Annotated in this window: 14 protein-coding genes; 9 read left to right on the top strand and 5 right to left on the bottom strand. The window is 42.5% G+C overall.

The genetic code is table 11. The annotated features are described in order from the left end of the window. Positions 1 to 14 precede the first annotated feature (14 nt). Positions 15 to 584: a Uma2 family endonuclease gene (locus IPL34_RS07160; protein WP_296839912.1), complete on the top strand. Its 570-nt coding sequence runs from the start codon at positions 15 to 17 to the stop codon at positions 582 to 584. A gap of 78 nt (positions 585 to 662) precedes the next feature. Then, on the top strand, positions 663 to 3,614 hold the full coding sequence (locus IPL34_RS07155; RefSeq protein WP_296839910.1) for an NACHT domain-containing protein: 2,952 nt from the start codon (positions 663 to 665) through the stop codon (positions 3,612 to 3,614). Between the two features lie 66 nt (positions 3,615 to 3,680). On the opposite strand, the gene IPL34_RS07150 is transcribed toward IPL34_RS07155, so the two are convergent. After that, the gene (locus IPL34_RS07150) at positions 3,681 to 3,824 is read right to left on the bottom strand and encodes a hypothetical protein (RefSeq protein ID WP_296839907.1); all 144 of its coding nucleotides are present in this window, start codon (positions 3,822 to 3,824) and stop codon (positions 3,681 to 3,683) included. 297 nt (positions 3,825 to 4,121) lie between these two features. Between IPL34_RS07150 and IPL34_RS07145 the strand changes: the two genes are divergently transcribed. The 3 genes from IPL34_RS07145 to ruvA are packed head-to-tail and all read left to right on the top strand — an operon-like array spanning position 4,122 to position 5,963. Continuing rightward, on the top strand, positions 4,122 to 4,874 hold the full coding sequence (locus tag IPL34_RS07145) for a YebC/PmpR family DNA-binding transcriptional regulator (protein WP_296839904.1): 753 nt from the start codon (positions 4,122 to 4,124) through the stop codon (positions 4,872 to 4,874). Beyond that, positions 4,864 to 5,370 carry a crossover junction endodeoxyribonuclease RuvC gene (gene ruvC, locus IPL34_RS07140; RefSeq protein ID WP_296839901.1) on the top strand — a complete coding sequence of 169 codons (507 nt, stop codon included), beginning with the start codon at positions 4,864 to 4,866 and terminating at the stop codon, positions 5,368 to 5,370. The genes IPL34_RS07145 and ruvC overlap by 11 nt, the downstream gene beginning before the upstream one ends. After that, positions 5,367 to 5,963, top strand: coding sequence for a Holliday junction branch migration protein RuvA (ruvA, locus tag IPL34_RS07135; protein WP_296839898.1), 597 nt, complete (start codon positions 5,367 to 5,369; stop codon positions 5,961 to 5,963). The genes ruvC and ruvA overlap by 4 nt, the downstream gene beginning before the upstream one ends. 822 nt (positions 5,964 to 6,785) lie before the next feature. Here the strand turns inward: ruvA and mazG are convergent. Then, the gene (gene mazG / locus IPL34_RS07130; protein WP_296839894.1) at positions 6,786 to 7,580 is read right to left on the bottom strand and encodes a nucleoside triphosphate pyrophosphohydrolase; all 795 of its coding nucleotides are present in this window, start codon (positions 7,578 to 7,580) and stop codon (positions 6,786 to 6,788) included. Between the two features lie 520 nt (positions 7,581 to 8,100). Here mazG and IPL34_RS07125 point away from each other — a divergent pair. The 4 genes from IPL34_RS07125 to IPL34_RS07110 all read left to right on the top strand — a co-directional run bounded on the left by IPL34_RS07125 (position 8,101) and on the right by IPL34_RS07110 (position 12,844). After that, the gene (locus tag IPL34_RS07125; RefSeq protein ID WP_296839889.1) at positions 8,101 to 10,308 is read left to right on the top strand and encodes a primosomal protein N'; all 2,208 of its coding nucleotides are present in this window, start codon (positions 8,101 to 8,103) and stop codon (positions 10,306 to 10,308) included. A 137-nt stretch (positions 10,309 to 10,445) separates the two neighbouring features. Then, complete coding sequence (locus IPL34_RS07120; protein ID WP_296839886.1) at positions 10,446 to 11,153, top strand: SPOR domain-containing protein; 708 nt, start codon at positions 10,446 to 10,448, stop codon at positions 11,151 to 11,153. 84 nt (positions 11,154 to 11,237) lie between these two features. Next, the gene (locus tag IPL34_RS07115) at positions 11,238 to 11,948 is read left to right on the top strand and encodes a Bax inhibitor-1 family protein (protein WP_296839883.1); all 711 of its coding nucleotides are present in this window, start codon (positions 11,238 to 11,240) and stop codon (positions 11,946 to 11,948) included. An 80-nt stretch (positions 11,949 to 12,028) separates the two neighbouring features. Beyond that, complete coding sequence (locus IPL34_RS07110; protein ID WP_296839878.1) at positions 12,029 to 12,844, top strand: symmetrical bis(5'-nucleosyl)-tetraphosphatase; 816 nt, start codon at positions 12,029 to 12,031, stop codon at positions 12,842 to 12,844. A 44-nt stretch (positions 12,845 to 12,888) separates the two neighbouring features. Here IPL34_RS07110 and IPL34_RS07105 read toward each other — a convergent pair whose 3' ends face one another. The 3 genes from IPL34_RS07105 to IPL34_RS07095 are packed head-to-tail and all read right to left on the bottom strand — an operon-like array spanning position 12,889 to position 18,679. Then, positions 12,889 to 13,359, bottom strand: a complete 471-nt coding sequence (locus IPL34_RS07105; RefSeq protein ID WP_296839875.1) for a chemotaxis protein CheW — start codon at positions 13,357 to 13,359, stop codon at positions 12,889 to 12,891. Then, positions 13,356 to 16,829 carry a response regulator gene (locus IPL34_RS07100; RefSeq protein WP_296839873.1) on the bottom strand — a complete coding sequence of 1,158 codons (3,474 nt, stop codon included), beginning with the start codon at positions 16,827 to 16,829 and terminating at the stop codon, positions 13,356 to 13,358. Before IPL34_RS07100 ends, IPL34_RS07105 begins: the two co-directional genes overlap by 4 nt. A gap of 29 nt (positions 16,830 to 16,858) precedes the next feature. Continuing rightward, complete coding sequence (locus IPL34_RS07095) at positions 16,859 to 18,679, bottom strand: hypothetical protein (protein WP_296839870.1); 1,821 nt, start codon at positions 18,677 to 18,679, stop codon at positions 16,859 to 16,861. Positions 18,680 to 18,713: the final 34 nt, after the last annotated feature.

The following is an 18,713-nucleotide window of genomic DNA, read 5'->3' as shown; positions in this document are numbered from 1 at the left end:
AAGGATGAATACTGATGTCACTTGCCCACTCACAACTGCCTTTTATGACCGAAGATGAGTATTTAGCGCAGGAGCTAAATGCAACTGAACGACATGAATATGTGGATGGGTATATTTACTTAATGGCTGGTTCGAGTAAACACCATAATCGCATTGCTTTAAATATTGCCACTTATTTTAATCAATTAACACGCAGATCTTCTTGTCAAGTTTATGCCTCCGATATGAAAGTACGGGTTAAAGAGCGCAATAGCTATTATTATCCTGATATAGTAGTGAGCTGTTACGATGATGATAATAATGACTACTTTTTAGATTATCCTTGTTTAATTATTGAAGTTACTTCCGACTCAACATTGCGCAAAGATTATTTAGAGAAATCTCTAGCCTATCAAAGTATTAGCTCGCTTCAAACTTATCTTATAGTATCTCAAGATAAATATCAGGTCGATATTTTAAAACGTAATGATAAGGGTAGTTGGAATCTAAGCCAAATGAATCAATTGGAGCAAAGTATTGAACTAACTTGCCCAGTTAGTACTTTAAGCCTACGAGAGATTTATCAGAGTATTGAACTGACCTAGTATCGTAATACTAAATTTTAATTAGCTTTAATTATTGCTATACTCACTATCAATCCCCGCTTATTGGTATAGATAGCTATGGCTCAATTCTTTTCTAGTCTTTCTGATCGCTATAAGTTATTTGCTTTTGTATTTTTGCTGATTATCAGTGGCTCCCTGCTTTTGTTGTTTGGTAAAGGCACTCAAGAAACACTGATTTTTAGCGGCATTATTGCAGTGGTGCTTTATATTGCTAAACCTATATGGTTTTCAGATAGATATGGCCAAACTACTGTAAGGATTCTATCTCTCACTATTGCAGGGGCTGCGGTGGCCGCTTTCGTAGGGTGGCCTGCATTCGTTGAAAAACTTATAAAACCTTATTTACCTGATCATCAAGCCAACCTACTAAATAACTTTGATTTCACTGCATTAATGGTGTTCGTGTTTCTCGGAGTAGTGATTTATAAGGTAAACGATTGGCGCGATTCTACAGGCATGGGAGTGCATACTACTCCTTTAGATCGAGATGTGCCTGAGCCTCAATTTAAAGAACGACTTAAGATGGTAGCTGGCTCGCTCACGGACGATTTAAAAAGCATTGACACTAAAACGAACTGGAGCGCTCGCTATTTCACGCCACTCGATGCCGAGGTTGAGGTTAATACAGCGAGTGGCAAAGAGCGCAAAATTACTGACCTACTGAGTGCTATTAAAAGCAGACGCAATAGCAAAAAACAGCGTATTTTTTTAGTACTTGGCTCACCAGGAGCTGGTAAAAGTGTGGCCTTGCGTAAACTTTGCCAAGATTTAGAACAGGAAGTTCCTAGAACTGGCAAAATTCCCGTTTATATTAATTTGCGCGAGTGGCATGTTGCTGAGAAATGGTCTGAAACGAATCCGCCTACCGTACAACAGCTTAGAGATTTTATCTTAGAAAATCTTAAGAGCAGAGATATAGTCACTAGCAAATTCTTTCATGAGTACTTTGACCGTATGTATGAAACAGGTAGGCTGTTTTTTGTCTTAGACTCATTTGATGAAATTCCTGCTGTACTAGATGAGCGTGAAAACTCCGAGCTTATTCATCAACTCTCAGAGGTAATGTTTAAGTTTTTAAAAGGAGCTAGACAGCGAGAGGCTCAAGGCATTTTAGCCTCGCGTTTATTTAGAAAACCTACTCACGAGTTTCAAACCGATGTTACCTTAGAAATTCGCCCTTTTACTGAGCAAAAAATTATTTCGACTTTTGAAAACTATGGTTTGTTTAGTAAGGATTTAGTGAAAAAACTATTTAAAGATCGTCCCGAACTGGTACCTATTGCTAGAAATCCCTTTTCGGCTGTTTTAATTGCTGAATATACAGAGAAAAATAATGGCGAACTCCCACCTAATCAGTCAGAGATGTACCGTGACTATTTTGAGCGCACTTTGGATAGTTGTGCTGAGCGGATTCGCAAAAAGGGATTGACTAAAGAGCAAGTGATTAATCATACGATTGATATTGCTAGTGTTATGTTTAAAAACTATGGTTTAGAAGCCCCTGTTCCTATCATTGCTCAACATATGCCTGATATACCTGTTGAGGATGTGCTTGATATTTTGAAGTTTGCACGGTTAGGTCGTTTGGGATCAGGGGGTGATAATGTTTTTAGTTTTTCGCATCGGCGCTTTATTGAGTACTTTACGGTGCAGCGTATTATTCGCGAGGATGAAACGATTGAGTTTGATGCTATTCCTAATGATTCACAATGGCGTGATGCTTTAGTATTGTATTGCGAAGTTGCCCCTTTTGAAAAAGCTCAGGCTATTGCTAATTTTTGCTGGAATACTATTGAAACTATTAATAATCCTCAGGATTTACGGGTTATTCATAGTATGAGGTTTTTAAGAGATGCGTTTCAAGGGAGGAAAGAGTGTATTCATAGCTTTTCAGATGACTTAGCTAACTTTCTATTGAAGCAGGCTAATCCTGATAGCTTCGTATTATCTTTAAAAATTGCCTTAGAAACAACCACCTTACTTAATACCGACGACATAGATCAGATAGTAACTGCTGTAATTAAACTAGGGAATCAAATAACCAATGAAGCTGCTGTTAATAGCTGTAGAAACTTAAATAAAATATCCAAAAAATTAGAAAAAAGCCTGATGAATATATTTAGAAGTATTTCATATATAGAAAAAATAATTAACTTTAAAAGCATATTATTTTATTTTTCTCTTTCCGATGCCTTTATGAATGTAAAGAATGATATTATATACTACGTAGTAATTTTTAAAGTTCAATTTCTACTATTATTACTTATGCTTACAATATCATTCGATTACATGATCATAGTGCTTTTCATTTTTATTACAGTAACTCTTTTATCACTGGATGATTTAAAAAGAAAAAAATACTTTATTTTAGAAAGCTCAGCTATAATTAGTAGTATCATTATAATTTTTGGAAACTTATTTTTCTATAACACACACACAGAAGGGTATTTTAATATCAACGATCAATTTTTGTCTGAGTGGCTAGTATTAATTATAACAATATTTGCTTTAATAAATTTAATATTTTTTGCTATTAAATCAAATACATTGAGCAAAGAAGACTTATACATATTAATTTTAGAAATAAAGAATAAAAATAACTTACTTAAGCTAACTTTAGGTTCTTTAATGCTATTAGTGATATGGTTAATACCTCGTCTATTAAAAAACAAAGAATATTTACTATTTTTTCATATAGTCATTAGCAGCATATGGTTTATATTTTCTATATATTCCATCATCTCTATAATTAAATTAATAAAAAAATATCTCAAAGACAAAAGATTAATATCCGCCAGCACCATATATACACGAGAGGATATCTATGCTGTTTTAATCAATCTTAAAACCACAAGAGCCAAAAAGATTTTTGTATCAAAACTATCAAGAGAAACTAAAAAAATCTCTGGATCATGGCCTAATAGAGAAATTTTAACTGTTAGCAACAATGACCCGCTATATTTAGAGCTAGCCAGACTTGAAGAAAAATGGTTAGGTTTAGACAGATAATAAAAAAGCCCCAAATCGGGGCTTTTTTATTATCTGTCTAATTATTTGAAACAATGAAGTACTTAATTACTTCATCGTCACCAATTCCTCCGCACTCACCGGATGAATCGCAATCGTATCATCAAAGTCTTTCTTAGTAGCGCCCATACGAATCGCTACCGCAAAACCTTGCATCATCTCATCCACGCTTGAACCAATAGTAACCGACAATTTTCTCACTCTTACCCACAGCAACCAACATTATTTCGGCTATCACTTTTTGAAAAAATATACCTATTGTAAAAGTTTCTAAAAGTAAGCTATAACCATAACCTCTAAAGCCTTCTCTTTCAGCAAGCTTCTCTATACAAGCACTCATCAACTAGCGTTGGTAGTTTCACTAACAGTTTTGTTTCAATGCTCATAGATCTCTGGTCGCCCTGAAACCTTACAACCTACCCACTCACAAACCCTGATTTTATGCTAGACTACTCGCCATTTTTGCAGAATTGACGACAGGTAAGATGTATGGCTGGTCATAGTAAATGGGCTAATATTAAACATAAGAAAGCGGCAGTAGATAAAAAGCGCGGTAAAATTTGGACCAAACTCATTCGAGAAGTCACCGTTGCCGCCCGCGAAGGCAAAACCTCCGACCCCAATGCCTCCCCGCGCCTACGCCTTGCCGTCGACAAAGCCTATGCGTCCAATATGCCCAAAGACACCATCGAACGCGCTTGTAAACGCGGCTCAGGCGAGTTAGGCGCTGAAAACTATAATGAAGTACGCTATGAAGGTTATGGTCCGGGGGGGGTTGCCATCATTATTGATACCGCAACCGACAATGTGAACCGCACAGTTTCCGAAGTGCGCCACGCTCTGAGTAAACATGGCGGCAATATGGGAACCAGCGGCTCGGTCAGCTATATGTTTAACAAACTGGGTGTATTGAGCTATGCCCCCGGAGTCAATGAAGACAAACTCATGGACGCCGCCCTCGAAGCTGGTGCAGATGATGTGGTCATGGCGGATGATGGTTCGGCTGAAGTACTGACTACTCCCGAAAACTATGCTGAATTAGTCGATACCCTCACCAAAGCAGGTTTAACCCCCGATGATGCCGAAGTCACTGAACGTGCTGATAATCTCACGGCGGTTGATCTCGAAAATGGTGAACGCTTATTAAAACTCATTGATGCCCTCGAAGAACTCGATGATGTCCAAGAAGTATTCCATAACGGTGATATTCCTGCCGAACTCTTAGACAACGATGACGAGTAAACGCATTATGGGTATTGATCCCGGCTCACGTTTTACGGGGGTTGGGATTGTCGATAGTGACGGGCAACGCTTGCTGCATGTGCATAGTGACTGTATCAAATTAGGGGATCGCCCTATTCCTGAGCGTTTAGGTATGATTTTTAATGGCATCACTGATCTCATTAAGCTCTACCAACCTGATGAACTAGCGATTGAAAGCATTTTCGTTGCCACTAATGCAGGTGGTGCTTTGAAATTAGGACAAGCACGCGGTGCGGCGATTTGTGCTGCTGTGGTAAATCATTTAAGTGTGCACGAATATAGCCCCCGCGAAGTGAAACAAGCTACCGTTGGCAAAGGCTCTGCTGATAAAACTCAAGTGCAGCATATGGTTAAGTACTTACTGAATTTGCACGGCAAATTGCAGGCGGATAGTGCTGATGCTTTAGCGGTGGCGATTTGTCACAGTCACGCCAGCCATCTTAATAATCGTATTCAACAAGCAGGTTGGCAATGATCAGCTCCCTACGTGGCAAAGTCCTGTTTAAGCAACCACCTGAGTTAATGATTGAGGTCAATGGCGTAGGCTATGAACTGCAAGCCTCAATGAATGTGTTTTATGCCCTACCACTAGAGCCAGAAGTCGAAGTCGTGATTTATACCCATCTTGCGGTGCGCGAAGATGCTCATACGCTTTATGGCTTTGTATCCCTTGATGAACGTAGCACCTTTCGTCAATTGCTTAAGGTGAATGGCGTAGGTCCTAAATTAGCCCTCGCTATTGTGTCAGGTATGACGCCTATCGAGTTGTATCAAATTATTCATGCCGCCGATATTACCGCACTGAGTCGTATTCCGGGGGTAGGTAAAAAAACGGCTGAGCGTTTAGTGGTGGAATTAAAAGACCGCTTGCCCAAACCTGCCGATAACGCCTTAACTAATGCTCCGCTTCGTACTTCTAGTGCTGATCCTGCGAATGAAGCACTCAATGCCCTCCTAGCCTTAGGCTATAAAGCACCTCAAGCCGAAAAAATGATTGAAGCCTATAAAGATCAGGGATTGAGTGTGGAAGAAATGATTCGCCAAGCCTTGCGCTCTAGCCTTAAGTGACAAAACTGACAATCCGTTTATCTGTCACCCACTTGTCACCTCCATTGTGGTAATTATGTCACTTCTTGACAGTGGCACTGTCCCTGTCATTATCCTTTGCCCAGCAGCTTTATTATAAAAACATTTGAAAATCAGTTACTTAAAAAAGTATTAGTGAGTTGGCACGCCCATTGCAATATAGAAAGCAACAAGGAAGAAATAAAACAACAACAATAACAAAATAATAACAGTGGCTAAGGGAATAATAACAATAACAAACTAGCAGTCCAAAGTAGGTAAGCGAGCCTAGACATCATAACAATAAGAAGCTCGCGCCTACCGAGGCAATAATAACGATCAACAGCAAGCCCTAAGAGGTAGAGAGTAGACATAAATCTCTAATAAAAATAAATAGTCTACCATGCCTCGATTCCGATACCCCCTGCGTCAAAAACAGGGGGAATTTTAAAGCAAGCTGATAACAAAAATTATAACGATCAACAGCAAGCCCTAAGAGGTAGCGAGTGGACTTATACTCTAATAAAAATAAATTGTCCACCATGCCTCGATTCCGATACCCCCTGCGTCAAAAACAGGGGGAATTTTATCCCAAGGAGCTGATTGGTTAAGAATAAGAAGAATAACCATACCCCAAACCACAAGCCCCAATGAGAATGTTACCGCCTAGGATTTTATAAAAACTAAAACTCTAACCGTACTTCTCAATTTTTAATCCCCCTCTTCATCGAGGGGGAGATTTTAAGAATAACAATATAATAACGAGTCCATGTCCTTTGTGATTTGATTTAGCTCCTCTCGATACTCGACAGGGGCTATATTTTTTTATTCAAATTGCTTAGCCTGCTCCCACGCCTCATCCATTTGCTGCAAAGTAGCTTGCTCTAAACTAATACCCCGCTCATTTAATAAGGCCTCTACCTTTAAAAAACGCTGCTCAAATTTTCGATTGGTTAAGCGCAGGGCATTATCAGCATTCACACCTAATAATCTTGCTAAATTGGTTGTGCCAAAAATAACGTCACCCACCTCCTCCTCAACCCGTGCAAAAGGTTCGCCTTGCTCAACCGCCTCAATCACCTCAGCTAGCTCTTCTTGAATTTTAGGTAGTACTTGACGCCAATGCTCCCAATCAAACCCTACTCGTGCCGCACGTTTTTGTAGTTTTTGACTACGTTGTAAGGTAGGTAAAGTCGTCGGGATATTGGCAAATAAGGAGGCTGAACTAGATTCTTTAGTATTACGCTCCTGCGCTTTAATACTTTCCCACGCTTGTTTTTGTGCGGTTTCATTGGCAAAGGTAGTATCCGCAAAAATATGCGGATGACGGCGCTGCATTTTCTCTGTAATGCCTTGGGCTATGTCATTAAAATTAAATAAACCCTTTTCTGCCGCAATTTGTGCCATAAACACAACTTGAAATAATAAATCACCGAGTTCATCTTGCAGGGCTTGCGCATCATTGCGATCAATGGCATCCGCGACTTCATAAACCTCTTCAATGGTATAGGGCAGAATGGTTTGCCATGTTTGACGCTTATCCCACGGGCAACCTGTTTCAGGGTCACGCAGATGCTGCATAAGGTTTAATAATTCATTGATTGCTGCTGATTGCGCCATGAGTAGCTCACCTAATAACTGCTGAAAAACCGTAGTATGCCAGCTTCTAAATCAAGGGCGTATGCTCCGTGTTAAAGTAGCAAATAGACCACTTTGTCCATCAGTACCTTAACCAGCAACGACTGCGCCTCAATAGCTCTAAAAAGTTGTCCACAATCTTTTTAGGTAGTTGCTAACTTATTATTTTTATTACAGGAGTTGAATCATAGCTTAAAAAGTATTTTATAAGTTATTGATTATGCTACACAGGGGTCTAGTGGTTAAAGCACGATTCAGCCTTAGCAAAAACGCTGCAAGCCTTTTGGCAAGCGGCTTTTAGACACTTATCCACAGAGTTATCCACAGGCTAACTGAATAACTGTGAAGTACCTCTAATAAACCAACAGTTGCCTATTTACCACAGCCTACCCCTGCCTAGACTAAGGCTTATGTGCATACTAGCGCTTTGCCTCCTGCAAAATAAACTGAGCCTTTTGCTAACTTTGCATGGATTTGTGTACTTTTGCGGTAAACTTAAGTTATGAATACTTTACCTCCTGTTGTCCATGTGGCGGTACAGCGCCCGTTTTATAGCACGCTTGATTACAGTTATGATCCCCAGCAAGGCTCTATTCCTATTGGCTCACGCATCGAGGTCAAACTAACTGGACGCTCTACAGTGGGGTTAGTGATGGGTAGTAGCGCTACTCCGACCTTAGCAGATCCTAAAAAGCTCAAAGCTATTAGTAGAGTGATGGATGATGAACCAATTTTAGATGCGCATTTGGTAGAGCTATTAGACTGGGCGGCTAAGTATTATCACGAACCCATTGGTGAGGTAGTGTTTACCGCTTTGCCTACTTTGCTGCGTCAAAATCGCCCTCTGCATTTACCGATTTGGTGGCAACTGCATACGACTGACACCGCACCCACTGAATTGCAACGCGCTAAGCGCCAATTAGCCCTGTATGAATGGTTGAAAGCACAAGGGGGCTATGTGAGTGAGGAGGCGGTAGCTGCATGGGCGGGTAATGGCTGGCGAGTGATTATGCGCCAGTTAGAGGCCAAGGGTTTAGTATCCAGTACCACTTTACCTCCCCCCCCTTTAGACCACATTGCCACCGCTCCACATTTAACTTTAACTCCGCAACAGCTCGCCACTATTGAAGGGATGCAACAAGCACTCAATCAGACCGAACTCAAACCCGTGTTATTACATGGCATTACGGGTAGTGGTAAAACGGAAGTCTATTTAAGAGTTATGGCGCCTATTTTAGCGCAGGGCAGACAAGTACTGGTGCTGGTTCCTGAAATCAGCCTAACCCCTCAACTATTAGAACGCTTTCGGGTGCATTATCCCCATGAGCGCATGGTCTGTTTGCATTCGGGTATGAGTGATCAAGAGCGTTTACAAGCATGGCTACAAGCCCGTCAACAACAAGTACGTATTATTATTGGTACACGTTCAGCGGTATTTACCCCTTGCCCTCATTTAGGTTTGATTATTATTGATGAGGAACACGATTTATCGTTTAAGCAACAGGAGGGTTTTCGTTATCACGGGCGGGATTTAGCCATTAAACGCGCTCAAATGCTGAATATTCCTATTATTTTAGGCTCTGCCACACCTGCACTAGAAACTTTACACAATGCCGATAGTGGACGCTTTCATTATTTTCATTTAGGTCAACGCCCCGGTACAGCTAAGCCACCGAGCGTACAATTGCAAACTATACGCGGGCAAACCTTGCGTAGTGGTTTGTCGACTACTACCTTAGCCATGATTAAAGACACTCTCGCACGTCAAGAGCAGGTCATGCTATTTATTAATCGGCGCGGGTTTGCCCCCCTGCTCATGTGCCCTTCTTGTGGCTGGTCAGGGCAATGTGAATATTGCAGCGCCAATATGACCTATCACGCCCGCCAAGGTAAGCTCATCTGCCATCATTGTTCGGTAGAAAAACTCGTTCCCGAACAATGCCCTCATTGTGGTCATCCTCAATTATTAACCCAAGGACAAGGAACCGAGCGTTTAGAATTAGTGCTTGAACAAACTTTTCCTACTATTCCCATTATTCGCATTGACCGTGACAGTACCTCACGCAAAGGAGCACTCGCCGAGCGTTTGCAACAAGTACATGATCATCAAACGGCTATCTTGGTCGGTACGCAAATGCTAGCTAAAGGACATGATTTCCCCAATCTTACCTTAGTTGTAGTCTTAGAAGCCGATGCAGCCTTATTAAGTTCGGAATACCATGCACGCGAACGCTTTGGGCAATTATTAGTGCAAGTGGCAGGACGAGCGGGGCGCAGTGATAAAGCTGGACAAGTCATTATTCAGACCCAGCATCCTGAAAATCCGGCATTAGTGACTTTACTAGAGCAAGGCTATACCTTATTTGCACGCCAGTTATTAGAAGAGCGCCGCCGTTGGCACTATCCACCCTTTGGTTATCAAGCCTTATTGCGTGCTAATGCGCCTGAATTGAATGAAGCATTGGAAGCGTTAGAAAAAATAGCGGAACACTTACAACTATTTGGCTTAGGTGGGGTCATGTTATTAGGACCTACTACGGCTATGCTAGAAAAACGTGCCGGACGTTACCGCACGCAATTGCTGTTACAGTCTAGTCAGCGTAAAGCACTGCATACTTTACTCAATTACTTAACTCGTACCACTAAGCAATTGAAATTTCCCGCTAATGTACGTTGGTCTATTGATGTTGACCCCTTAGATTTAACCTAAACTCAATCTTCTAGCTTGCAGTGCTCTTTTAAGTCACGCAACATAGTTGATTAGACTATAGTGTATTGGGCTATACCGATGCGTTTTGCTAAACTTAACTAACAGTAACCCTCGCCCTTCATTAGGGACTCATGAATATGACTAAAGATTTTAAAGAAGAGACCACGCGTACCGAAAACGCTCAATATGGCATTAGTTGGATGCTAGGTGGCGTTGCGGTGGGACTATTAGCGGGCATTATTATATTTAATGTCATGGGGGGGAATGAGACCAGTAATGCAGCCTTGCCTACTGAAAAAGTACCACCCAGCACTAACACCACTAATACCCTAACTACTCCCAATCCTAGCAATGCACAAACGCCCTTAGCCAATACCGCTACACCTACTAATAATGCAGGAGCCGATACTCGCCCCGGATTTAGTTATCATGCGGTATTGCCAGTGATCAGCATGAATGAATCACTAGCCCCAGTCATGCTTACTGAGGAAAACCCCGATCCTGAAGCTAAACCTGCGGCCACTAAAGAGACCAATCAAACTGCTAAAGCCGAGACTAAACCAGCAACCGAGAAAACCACTAAGGCTAATGCCCAAAACGAAGACGTTGCTAGTAGTGGTACTTATATGTTTCAGCTAGGCGCTTATCGCTCACAAGCCCCTGCCTTAGAGATGCAAAATAAAGCGCGTAAATACGGCATGAATACCCGTATTGAACAAGCGAATGTGAATGGTCAAGTGTGGTATCGCATTCGTATTGGTCCTACTAAAGATCAAGGGGTAGCTAACCGCTGGCGGCAATCCATTTCAGCTATGGGCATTGATCCGATTATGATCCGTATGTAATTGGTAGTTTTTTCCCAAACTTTGCACTTTACTTTATGATAAGGCCGATTCGAGCCGAATGACGATGATCGAGGAGATTGACTAATGGCGTATTTGGATATGGATAGTGGGGCGATTGTCGCTAATGCTAGCGAAACCGAACGCTCGACTTTTATTAAACGTACCTATCTACATTTAGGCTTAGCGATACTCGCGTTTGCTGGTGTAGAAAGCTTATTAATTGCCTCTGGCATTGCCCAGTCTTTTGTTGGTCTTTTAGCTGCTAACAAATGGATTTGGTTTGTAGTATTGGCCTTATTCATGGGTGTATCTTATATCGCTGATAGTTGGGCACGTACTCCTATGTCACGCGAAAAACAATATATGGGTTTAGGCTTATTTATTGTCGCTGAAGCGATTGTATTTATGCCTTTGCTCTATATTGCCTATAACTATGCTCCCAATGTGATTCCACAAGCGGGTTTAATGACCTTAGCGTTAGCAGGTGGTATTACCTTTACCGCATTTACCACTAAGAAAAACTTCTCCTTCCTAGGCCCTATTCTCACTATTGGTGGTTTTGTGGCTTTAGGTGTGATTTTAGCTAGCATGCTATTTGGCTTTAACCTTGGCTGGATCTTTGCTGCGATCATGGTAGTTTTTGCAGCGGCAGCTATTTTATACACCACATCACAAATTATTCATGAGTATCACACTGATCAATATGTAGCAGCTTCATTAGGCTTATTCTCTAGCATTGCCTTAATGTTCTTCTACCTAGTGCAATTACTCATGTCATTAGGTAACAGTGACTAAGTTTAATTAGTCAAACTCATTAGTATACGCAGCGCTCTTTAGGGCGCTGTTTTTTTTAATTTAAGTTTCGATTTTTCTTTATGGCAACGTATGCAATTGGTGATTTACAAGGCTGTTATAGTGCGTTACTAAAATTACTCGCTACTATTCAATTTAATCCACAAACAGACCATCTATGGTTTGCAGGTGATTTAGTCAGTCGTGGCACTGAATCACTCGCAACTCTACGCCTAGTCAAACAATTATGCGAACAACAAGTAGCCACTACGGTATTAGGCAATCACGATATTAGTTTAATTGCGAGCTTTTACGGTATTCGTAAACCGCATAAAAGCCTACAGTCGCTAGTTGCAGCTCCCGATTATGCCGAGTTAGTGCAATGGCTCAGACGCCAACCTTTATTGCATTATGATCCTGCTAAGCAAACGGTCTTAGTACACGCAGGCATTGCACCTCAATGGGATTTACCTACCGCTATTCGTTGCGCGGTGGAAGTCGAGGGCGAACTCAAACAACGTGATCCTACTGCATGGTTAGCCCAAATTTACGGCGACTTACCGGATGTGTGGAATGATCCGTTCGCTAGTGATCTCGACCGCCAGCGTTTTAGCATGAATGTATTAACCCGTATGCGTTATTGTCATAGTGATGGTCGTCTTGATTTTCATGAAAAAAATCATCCCTCCCAAGTCACTGATCCTAGTTTAAAACCTTGGTTTGACTATGCGGAACGCCAAGCGCTAGGCACAAGGGTGATTTTCGGGCACTGGTCAACGCTAGGCTATTACGTGAGTCCAGAGGTCGTTGCTTTAGATACAGGTTGCGTGTGGAATGGCAAACTCACTGCCTTTTGCCTCGAAACGGAGCAGCATGTAAGCGTGTGTTGTGCTGAATAGCCAGCACCTTAAAAGTTAAAGCACTGAGGCTTTGAATTGGCGCTTTAGCTCTTAATCTGCAAAACCTCGACCAGCATTTTCTCAATAGCAGGCAGATCGGGAATAAAGCATAAGAGCTTAGAAATACGCACTTGACGCGCTACATAAGGGCAGCGTTGTAAATTACCGCTGTAATCATTACGTAGATTATCTTCTTTTAAATCAACAATCTGCATCCCACCTTGTACCCGAATCGCTATAAACGGTAAGCCCATATAAGTGGAAACTGTGTGCAAGATTAGATACTTACTATCGGTACTACTAGAATCATATTGGGTCTTACACAGTGACTCTAAGGCTATGACCGGTACACGCCGACTACGCCACGTTAACCACCCTTCTAAACCTTGAGTGGTACTGTCCTCTAATTCACCATTAGTCACTAATTCGGCTAATAAACTAATCGGGAAAATCAAATTGCCCTCATGCAAGCGCAATACGGCACATTTTAAACTGTCGACGGAGGGTAATTTCATGCTGTTAGCCCCTTCATTAAGGTTCCACCCTCTAATAATTCGCGGATCTTATCTAGCAAAGCTTGGTTTTGGTAAGGCTTGCCTAAAAAGTCACTCGCGCCTAAAGCAGTTGCATGTTCACGATGTTTTTCAGCCGTGCGCGAACTAATCATAATGACAGGTAAATGTTTCCATTCCGGTGTTTGCCGTACATGACGTAGGAGTTCAAAACCATCCATACGCGGCATTTCAATATCGAGTAATAATAGATCTGGATTAAAGTCGCGCAGTTTTTCCAATGCTTCCATACCGTCTTTAGCGGTTTCTACGGCAAAGCTTTCGGCTACTAGGAATTTTTCTGTCACTTTACGCACGGTAATCGAGTCATCTACCACCATAATGCGTGATTGATCATTAGCCCGTTTCATCACTATGCCTGAAGTGATGGGATTAGGCTGGCTGGCAGGTAATGGAGCACGTACTAATTCATGTAAATCAGGTAGTAATACTACTTGACCATCAGGAGTAATCGTAGCGGCGGAATAGAGCGAGCAATTCTTAAATAATACCCCTAACGATTGCATGACTGCATCACGCCGCCCCACAATCGCATCCACGACCCAAGCACGCGCTTGACCATTTAGTAGCGTAAACAAAATCGGGAACATCGTATCGGATTGAATATCACGCAATCCTCTAAGCTTTAATGCTTGCCCTAAATAACGCAACGGATACTTAATACCATCAAACACTAAATGTTCATGGGCTTGATTGAGCTTGCGTTTGACCTCTTCACCACTCAAGCGAATTAAGCCTTGAATATTGCCCATTGCCAAACCATAAGTCTGACCTTGTACATTCACAAACAACACCGGATTAGAAGCCATAGTAAAGGGCATACGTAGCGAGAAAGTCGCCCCTAACCCTTGGACTGATTCGATATGTAAACTACCACCCAGCGATTTGATTTCAGAAAAGACCACATCCATCCCCACGCCCCGCCCTGAAATCTGGCTAATAGTGGTTGCGGTAGTAAAGCCGGGTTGTAAGATAAGTCGATCTAGTTTTTCATCACTGATTTCTTCATGCGGTTTAATAAAGCCTTTTTCAATCGCTCTCTGTCTCAGGGCTGCACGATTTAAACCTGCACCATCGTCAATGACGCGAATCACTAATTCGGCATCCGCTTGTACCACCTCTAAAGTAATTAAGCCTTGCACAGCCTTACCTTTAGCTTCACGCTCGGCTGGCATTTCAATGCCATGCGCTAAAGCATTACGCAATAAATGCTCTAGTGGTGCGGTTAAACGCTGTAATAAATGCCGATCTAATTCACATTCGTCGCCATGAATCACTAAATCTACTTGTTTGCCCAGCTCTTGCGCGGTTTGACGTACTACACGCTTGAGACGTGGCATTAGCACATTAATGGCAATGAGACGGGTAGAGAGTAAATCTTGGTAAATCTTACGTCCGGCTTGAATACTTTCCAGCAAGCCCTGCTCTGCTTTACGTAGCTGGTCGGTCAGATCACCCTCGATATTAATTAAGTCATTCATACTCTCGGCTAGCGCTCTAGATAAGCGCTGTAGCTCGGAATATTGGTCCATTTCTAACGGGTCAAAACCTGCACGCTGTGATTGCTGCACAATACCTGCATGCACCCGTGCTTCGGTTTCTAGCTCTAAAGAGCGCAGTAAGTGACGTAACCGTGCCACTGTGCGACCTAGCTCGCCAACATCCGCCCCTAAGGAATGAATACGCTCATGAGTGCGACTTTGCTGCACATTCATGGTACTAGAATGCTCAATGACCCGATCTAAAAACACCGTTGGTAGGCGTACTTGATCTTGGATAGTAGCGCTTTGTAGCGGATCATCTTCTAAGGGCTTGAGACTATTATCATTTAAAGGCGCTAATGGAGCCTGTGAAATACTCAGACCTATGAGCTGCTCAGTTTGTTCGGCTAATACTTGCTCTAATACACTATCGTATTCAATGGCTACTTTTTCAGATGCAGGAGCTACTACTTTTTCGGTGACAGGCGGAGTAGGAATACTAGAGCTAGGAGACAAGGGTTTATCTACTAACTCAACCACCGCCGCTAATTCGTTTTCAACCTTACTTTGTTGAGGGGCGCTACTAGGGTGAGTGGCAGGCTGCTCTGAGTTTGGCTTAAGCGTTTGTTGAGGAGCACTACTCTCCTCTGGCGGTGAAACCTGCTGAGAAGTTTTATTAGGCTCTTGTACATTAGCCTCGGTAACGGCAATAGTCTGGGCTTCATAGTGCTCTGCTAAACTATTGATTTGATCAATTTGTGTTTGCAGCGTCTGTAATACTTGCGGGCTTACGGTTTGGGTGGACTCCGCTAAGCTACTTTCTGCTTGGTGTGCTATGTCACCGATGGCACTCAACTGTGCCATACGAGCGCCACCCTTAATAGTATGTAATAAGCGCTCTAACTTTAACCTTAGTTCTTTATCTGCTGGATTAGCCTGTAGGGCATTAAAATACTTATCTAACTCTTGTAATTGATCGGGGACTTCCTCCCAAAACAATTTCAGAATCACTAAATTCTCACGATCTATTACCAAAGGCGGTAAGGCTTTTAAGATCTCCGCTTTGGTTTTTTGAGTTTCAATCTGAGCGGGCTGTGTTGCAGCGAGGACTGGGGCTATATGGGGAACCACTGAGACAGCAGCTTGGCTAGCGACTGATTCAGATTTAGCTGCGCCTATAGTCGAGGTGCTCGGACTAGCCTCTGATTCTTGAATCACTGCGGTGAAATCAATTAAACCATCCTGCTCAAACTTCAACCATTCTGGTTCCTCAGGCTGAGCGGGAGCATCTGAAGTCTCATTAGTAATGGTATCAATAGCATTAGCGGCAACCGAGCGAATAAACTCTTGCGTACCAAAATCTAAAACAATTAAATCAGGCTCATGAGTGATAGTAGGAATAGCAGTCGGCGCATGTGTTGGTGTCAGTGCTGGATCAGTCTGCTGTTGAGTAGAGGCTGGAGTACTACTAGGGGCTGTTGGTAAGGCAGGCTCGGAGGCTGGAGCTTGATTAGGAAGTTCTAAAGGTTCGCCTGCTAAGAAACGCTCAATACGTTTTACATCTGCCTTAACCTCCTCATCAGCACTACAAGCCTCTAGAAAAAAGCCTTGTCTATTAGCTAATTGCTTAACCCCATAAGCTAATAAAGCCACTAAATCATCATTAGCATCCGTAGCGCCCGACAAGACCTGATTGAGCATACTTTCATACGCCCATGCAAAATCGCCTAAAGCTAAAGCCCCCACCATGCGCCCACTGCCCTTGAGGGTGTGGAAGCTGCGCCGAATATCGGTTAATAATTTAAAATCATGCCGAGCTTGCTGCCAAGTGGGAACTAACTCTTGCAAAGACTGGATAATGCCACCGACCTCTTCAACAAAGATGTCATAAATCTCAGTTCCTACCACCTCGACAACTTTAGTGTCAGCCATAATATTATCCTGTTCCGCCTCAGGTGGACCTAAGCTCTTAGGCCAGACAAAGAAGTCGAGGTCCGCATCCTCTGATAAAGCGTCGCTGGTATGGTACGTCTTGCTTTTTTTTTATTTTCCCATTCGACTTCGGCGGCGGCTAAATGAGAATGAGCGGCTAGATCCAAATCAGTAAACTGATCCAATAGCCGCACCTTCTCATACCCTACTGGCACTAGAGGCAAGTAATCCTCATTTTGTCCAAAAGCCGATAAAATCGCCTCTAATAAAGTCAGAATATCCGCCAAAGTCGCCATTTCATCGGCACTAGGCATACGGCGTTTATCGCGTAAATCATTTTGGAGGTAATAAGACACCGCACTCGACAGCGGTAACACTTCCTGAGCATCCATCATGGTGAGTGTGCCGGAAATATCGCGTAAGTTTTTGATCACATCATGCAGGCGGAAAAACGCGCCCTCTTCCTTACTAAAGGCAATCAGTTCCGTATTTGCACGTCCTAATTCGACTAATGCGGCACGCAATACACCACGCGTAGTTTCAGGATCATAACTCGCGTCTTGGGCAAAGACTTGTTCGGTAATGTCATAGCCCGTCTCCGCATACTCTTTCAGAATACGCTCTAGACGTAGATAAAACGCACTCATTTGCATTAAAGCATCGCGCTTCAGCACTACTTTATTTTTCGTTTTATTCGAGAGTGATTTAGCAAATAACTCGGTAAACTCTGCCGCACGCCCTAGACCTAACATACTAAAGGCTTGAGCTAAGCTGGTGCTGCGACTAATGAGTTTTAATACAATCGGTGTTTGCTCAGTCTCTTCTTTTTCGAGGCTTTCGATCAGTTTAATGGACTGCTTAATCTCTTCGTTCATCGAGCCTGCGACCGCACGCCATAGCTCGCGACCGGGCATAGTATAGTAATGACGTAGTTGCTCTAAACTTTCGCCGCGTGGTAAGTACATATCTAATTGATAGGTATCTTTGACGCGATCCAGTAAAGACGCACCGGGTTCTGCAAGTCCTACGTAATACAATAAATTTTTAATCAGCTCATCGGGCACAATCTGGTTATACAACTCTTCACCTGACTCACCAAAGCGCCGAATTTCACGCTCCATGCGCCCTAAGAGCATTTTGACTGCACCATTATGCTCTAGTTTATGGTTTTCTAAGGCTTGTGTTAAACCAGAGGTGACCCACCATAAGGCCCGTAGCCGTTCGGACTTATTTAGGGTTAACATTTTATTCGATACTTTACGAATGGTGGCTAGATTCTCAGTAACCTCTTGCCCTCTAAACCAATTCAGTAACGCTTTTTGCATATAAGCACGTAAACGTTTACAAGCGTCGGATAAGCGCTCACCGGTTAGCTCAGTATATTCACGCGTACCAATTTGCTCATTGGTTACCGCGCCTTCTTCGGGAAGAAATACTAAGTGCTCGGATAATAAATCGACCTCACGCGCAGCACGTAAATTATTGAGTGCAGGTAGGATAATAACGGGTAGATCGGCATAGCCTTCTTGTAAATGATGCAAATATTCCACTATTTGCACCATCCCTTCGGCTGTAATTTGATAAGTTTCGGGTTTGCGAGCAATTTTATTTTGCTGGAGTGCTGCCAATAATAGGGTAATCTCACGCGCCAACATATAAGCGCCTTCTGCCCCTAATACATCTAATACCCCTAAAATCTCTTCCCAATTATGCAACGTCTGCTCTAACGCAGCTTCATCGTTTTCTTTGGTAAACTGGCTAAAATCAATTTGGCTTTTATTGATCTTAGCTTCGAGTTCCCCCATGATCCAACCTAAACGACTGGCTAAACCCGACTTATTAGAAATCATAGTTATTATTCTCGCTGTTTCCGCTCATTATTGA

Source organism: Thiofilum sp. (assembly GCF_016711335.1).
In the GTDB taxonomy this organism is placed as follows: Bacteria; Pseudomonadota; Gammaproteobacteria; order Thiotrichales; family Thiotrichaceae; genus Thiofilum.
Note: the sequence above shows the minus strand (reverse complement) of the source record. Positions and strands in the feature narration are given on the sequence as shown.

Bases quoted from the DNA above. Each gene is read 5' to 3' on its own strand.
- IPL34_RS07160 (WP_296839912.1), top strand. From the start codon at position 15: ATGTCACTTGCCCACTCACAACTGCCTTTTATGACCGAAGATGAGTAT.
- IPL34_RS07155 (WP_296839910.1), top strand. From the start codon at position 663: ATGGCTCAATTCTTTTCTAGTCTTTCTGATCGCTATAAGTTATTTGCT.
- IPL34_RS07145 (WP_296839904.1), top strand. From the start codon at position 4,122: ATGGCTGGTCATAGTAAATGGGCTAATATTAAACATAAGAAAGCGGCA.
- ruvC (WP_296839901.1), top strand. From the start codon at position 4,864: ATGACGAGTAAACGCATTATGGGTATTGATCCCGGCTCACGTTTTACG.
- ruvA (WP_296839898.1), top strand. From the start codon at position 5,367: ATGATCAGCTCCCTACGTGGCAAAGTCCTGTTTAAGCAACCACCTGAG.
- mazG (WP_296839894.1), bottom strand. From the start codon at position 7,580: ATGGCGCAATCAGCAGCAATCAATGAATTATTAAACCTTATGCAGCAT.
- IPL34_RS07125 (WP_296839889.1), top strand. From the start codon at position 8,101: ATGAATACTTTACCTCCTGTTGTCCATGTGGCGGTACAGCGCCCGTTT.
- IPL34_RS07120 (WP_296839886.1), top strand. From the start codon at position 10,446: ATGACTAAAGATTTTAAAGAAGAGACCACGCGTACCGAAAACGCTCAA.
- IPL34_RS07115 (WP_296839883.1), top strand. From the start codon at position 11,238: ATGGCGTATTTGGATATGGATAGTGGGGCGATTGTCGCTAATGCTAGC.
- IPL34_RS07110 (WP_296839878.1), top strand. From the start codon at position 12,029: ATGGCAACGTATGCAATTGGTGATTTACAAGGCTGTTATAGTGCGTTA.
- IPL34_RS07105 (WP_296839875.1), bottom strand. From the start codon at position 13,359: ATGAAATTACCCTCCGTCGACAGTTTAAAATGTGCCGTATTGCGCTTG.
- IPL34_RS07100 (WP_296839873.1), bottom strand. From the start codon at position 16,829: ATGGCTGACACTAAAGTTGTCGAGGTGGTAGGAACTGAGATTTATGAC.
- IPL34_RS07095 (WP_296839870.1), bottom strand. From the start codon at position 18,679: ATGATTTCTAATAAGTCGGGTTTAGCCAGTCGTTTAGGTTGGATCATG.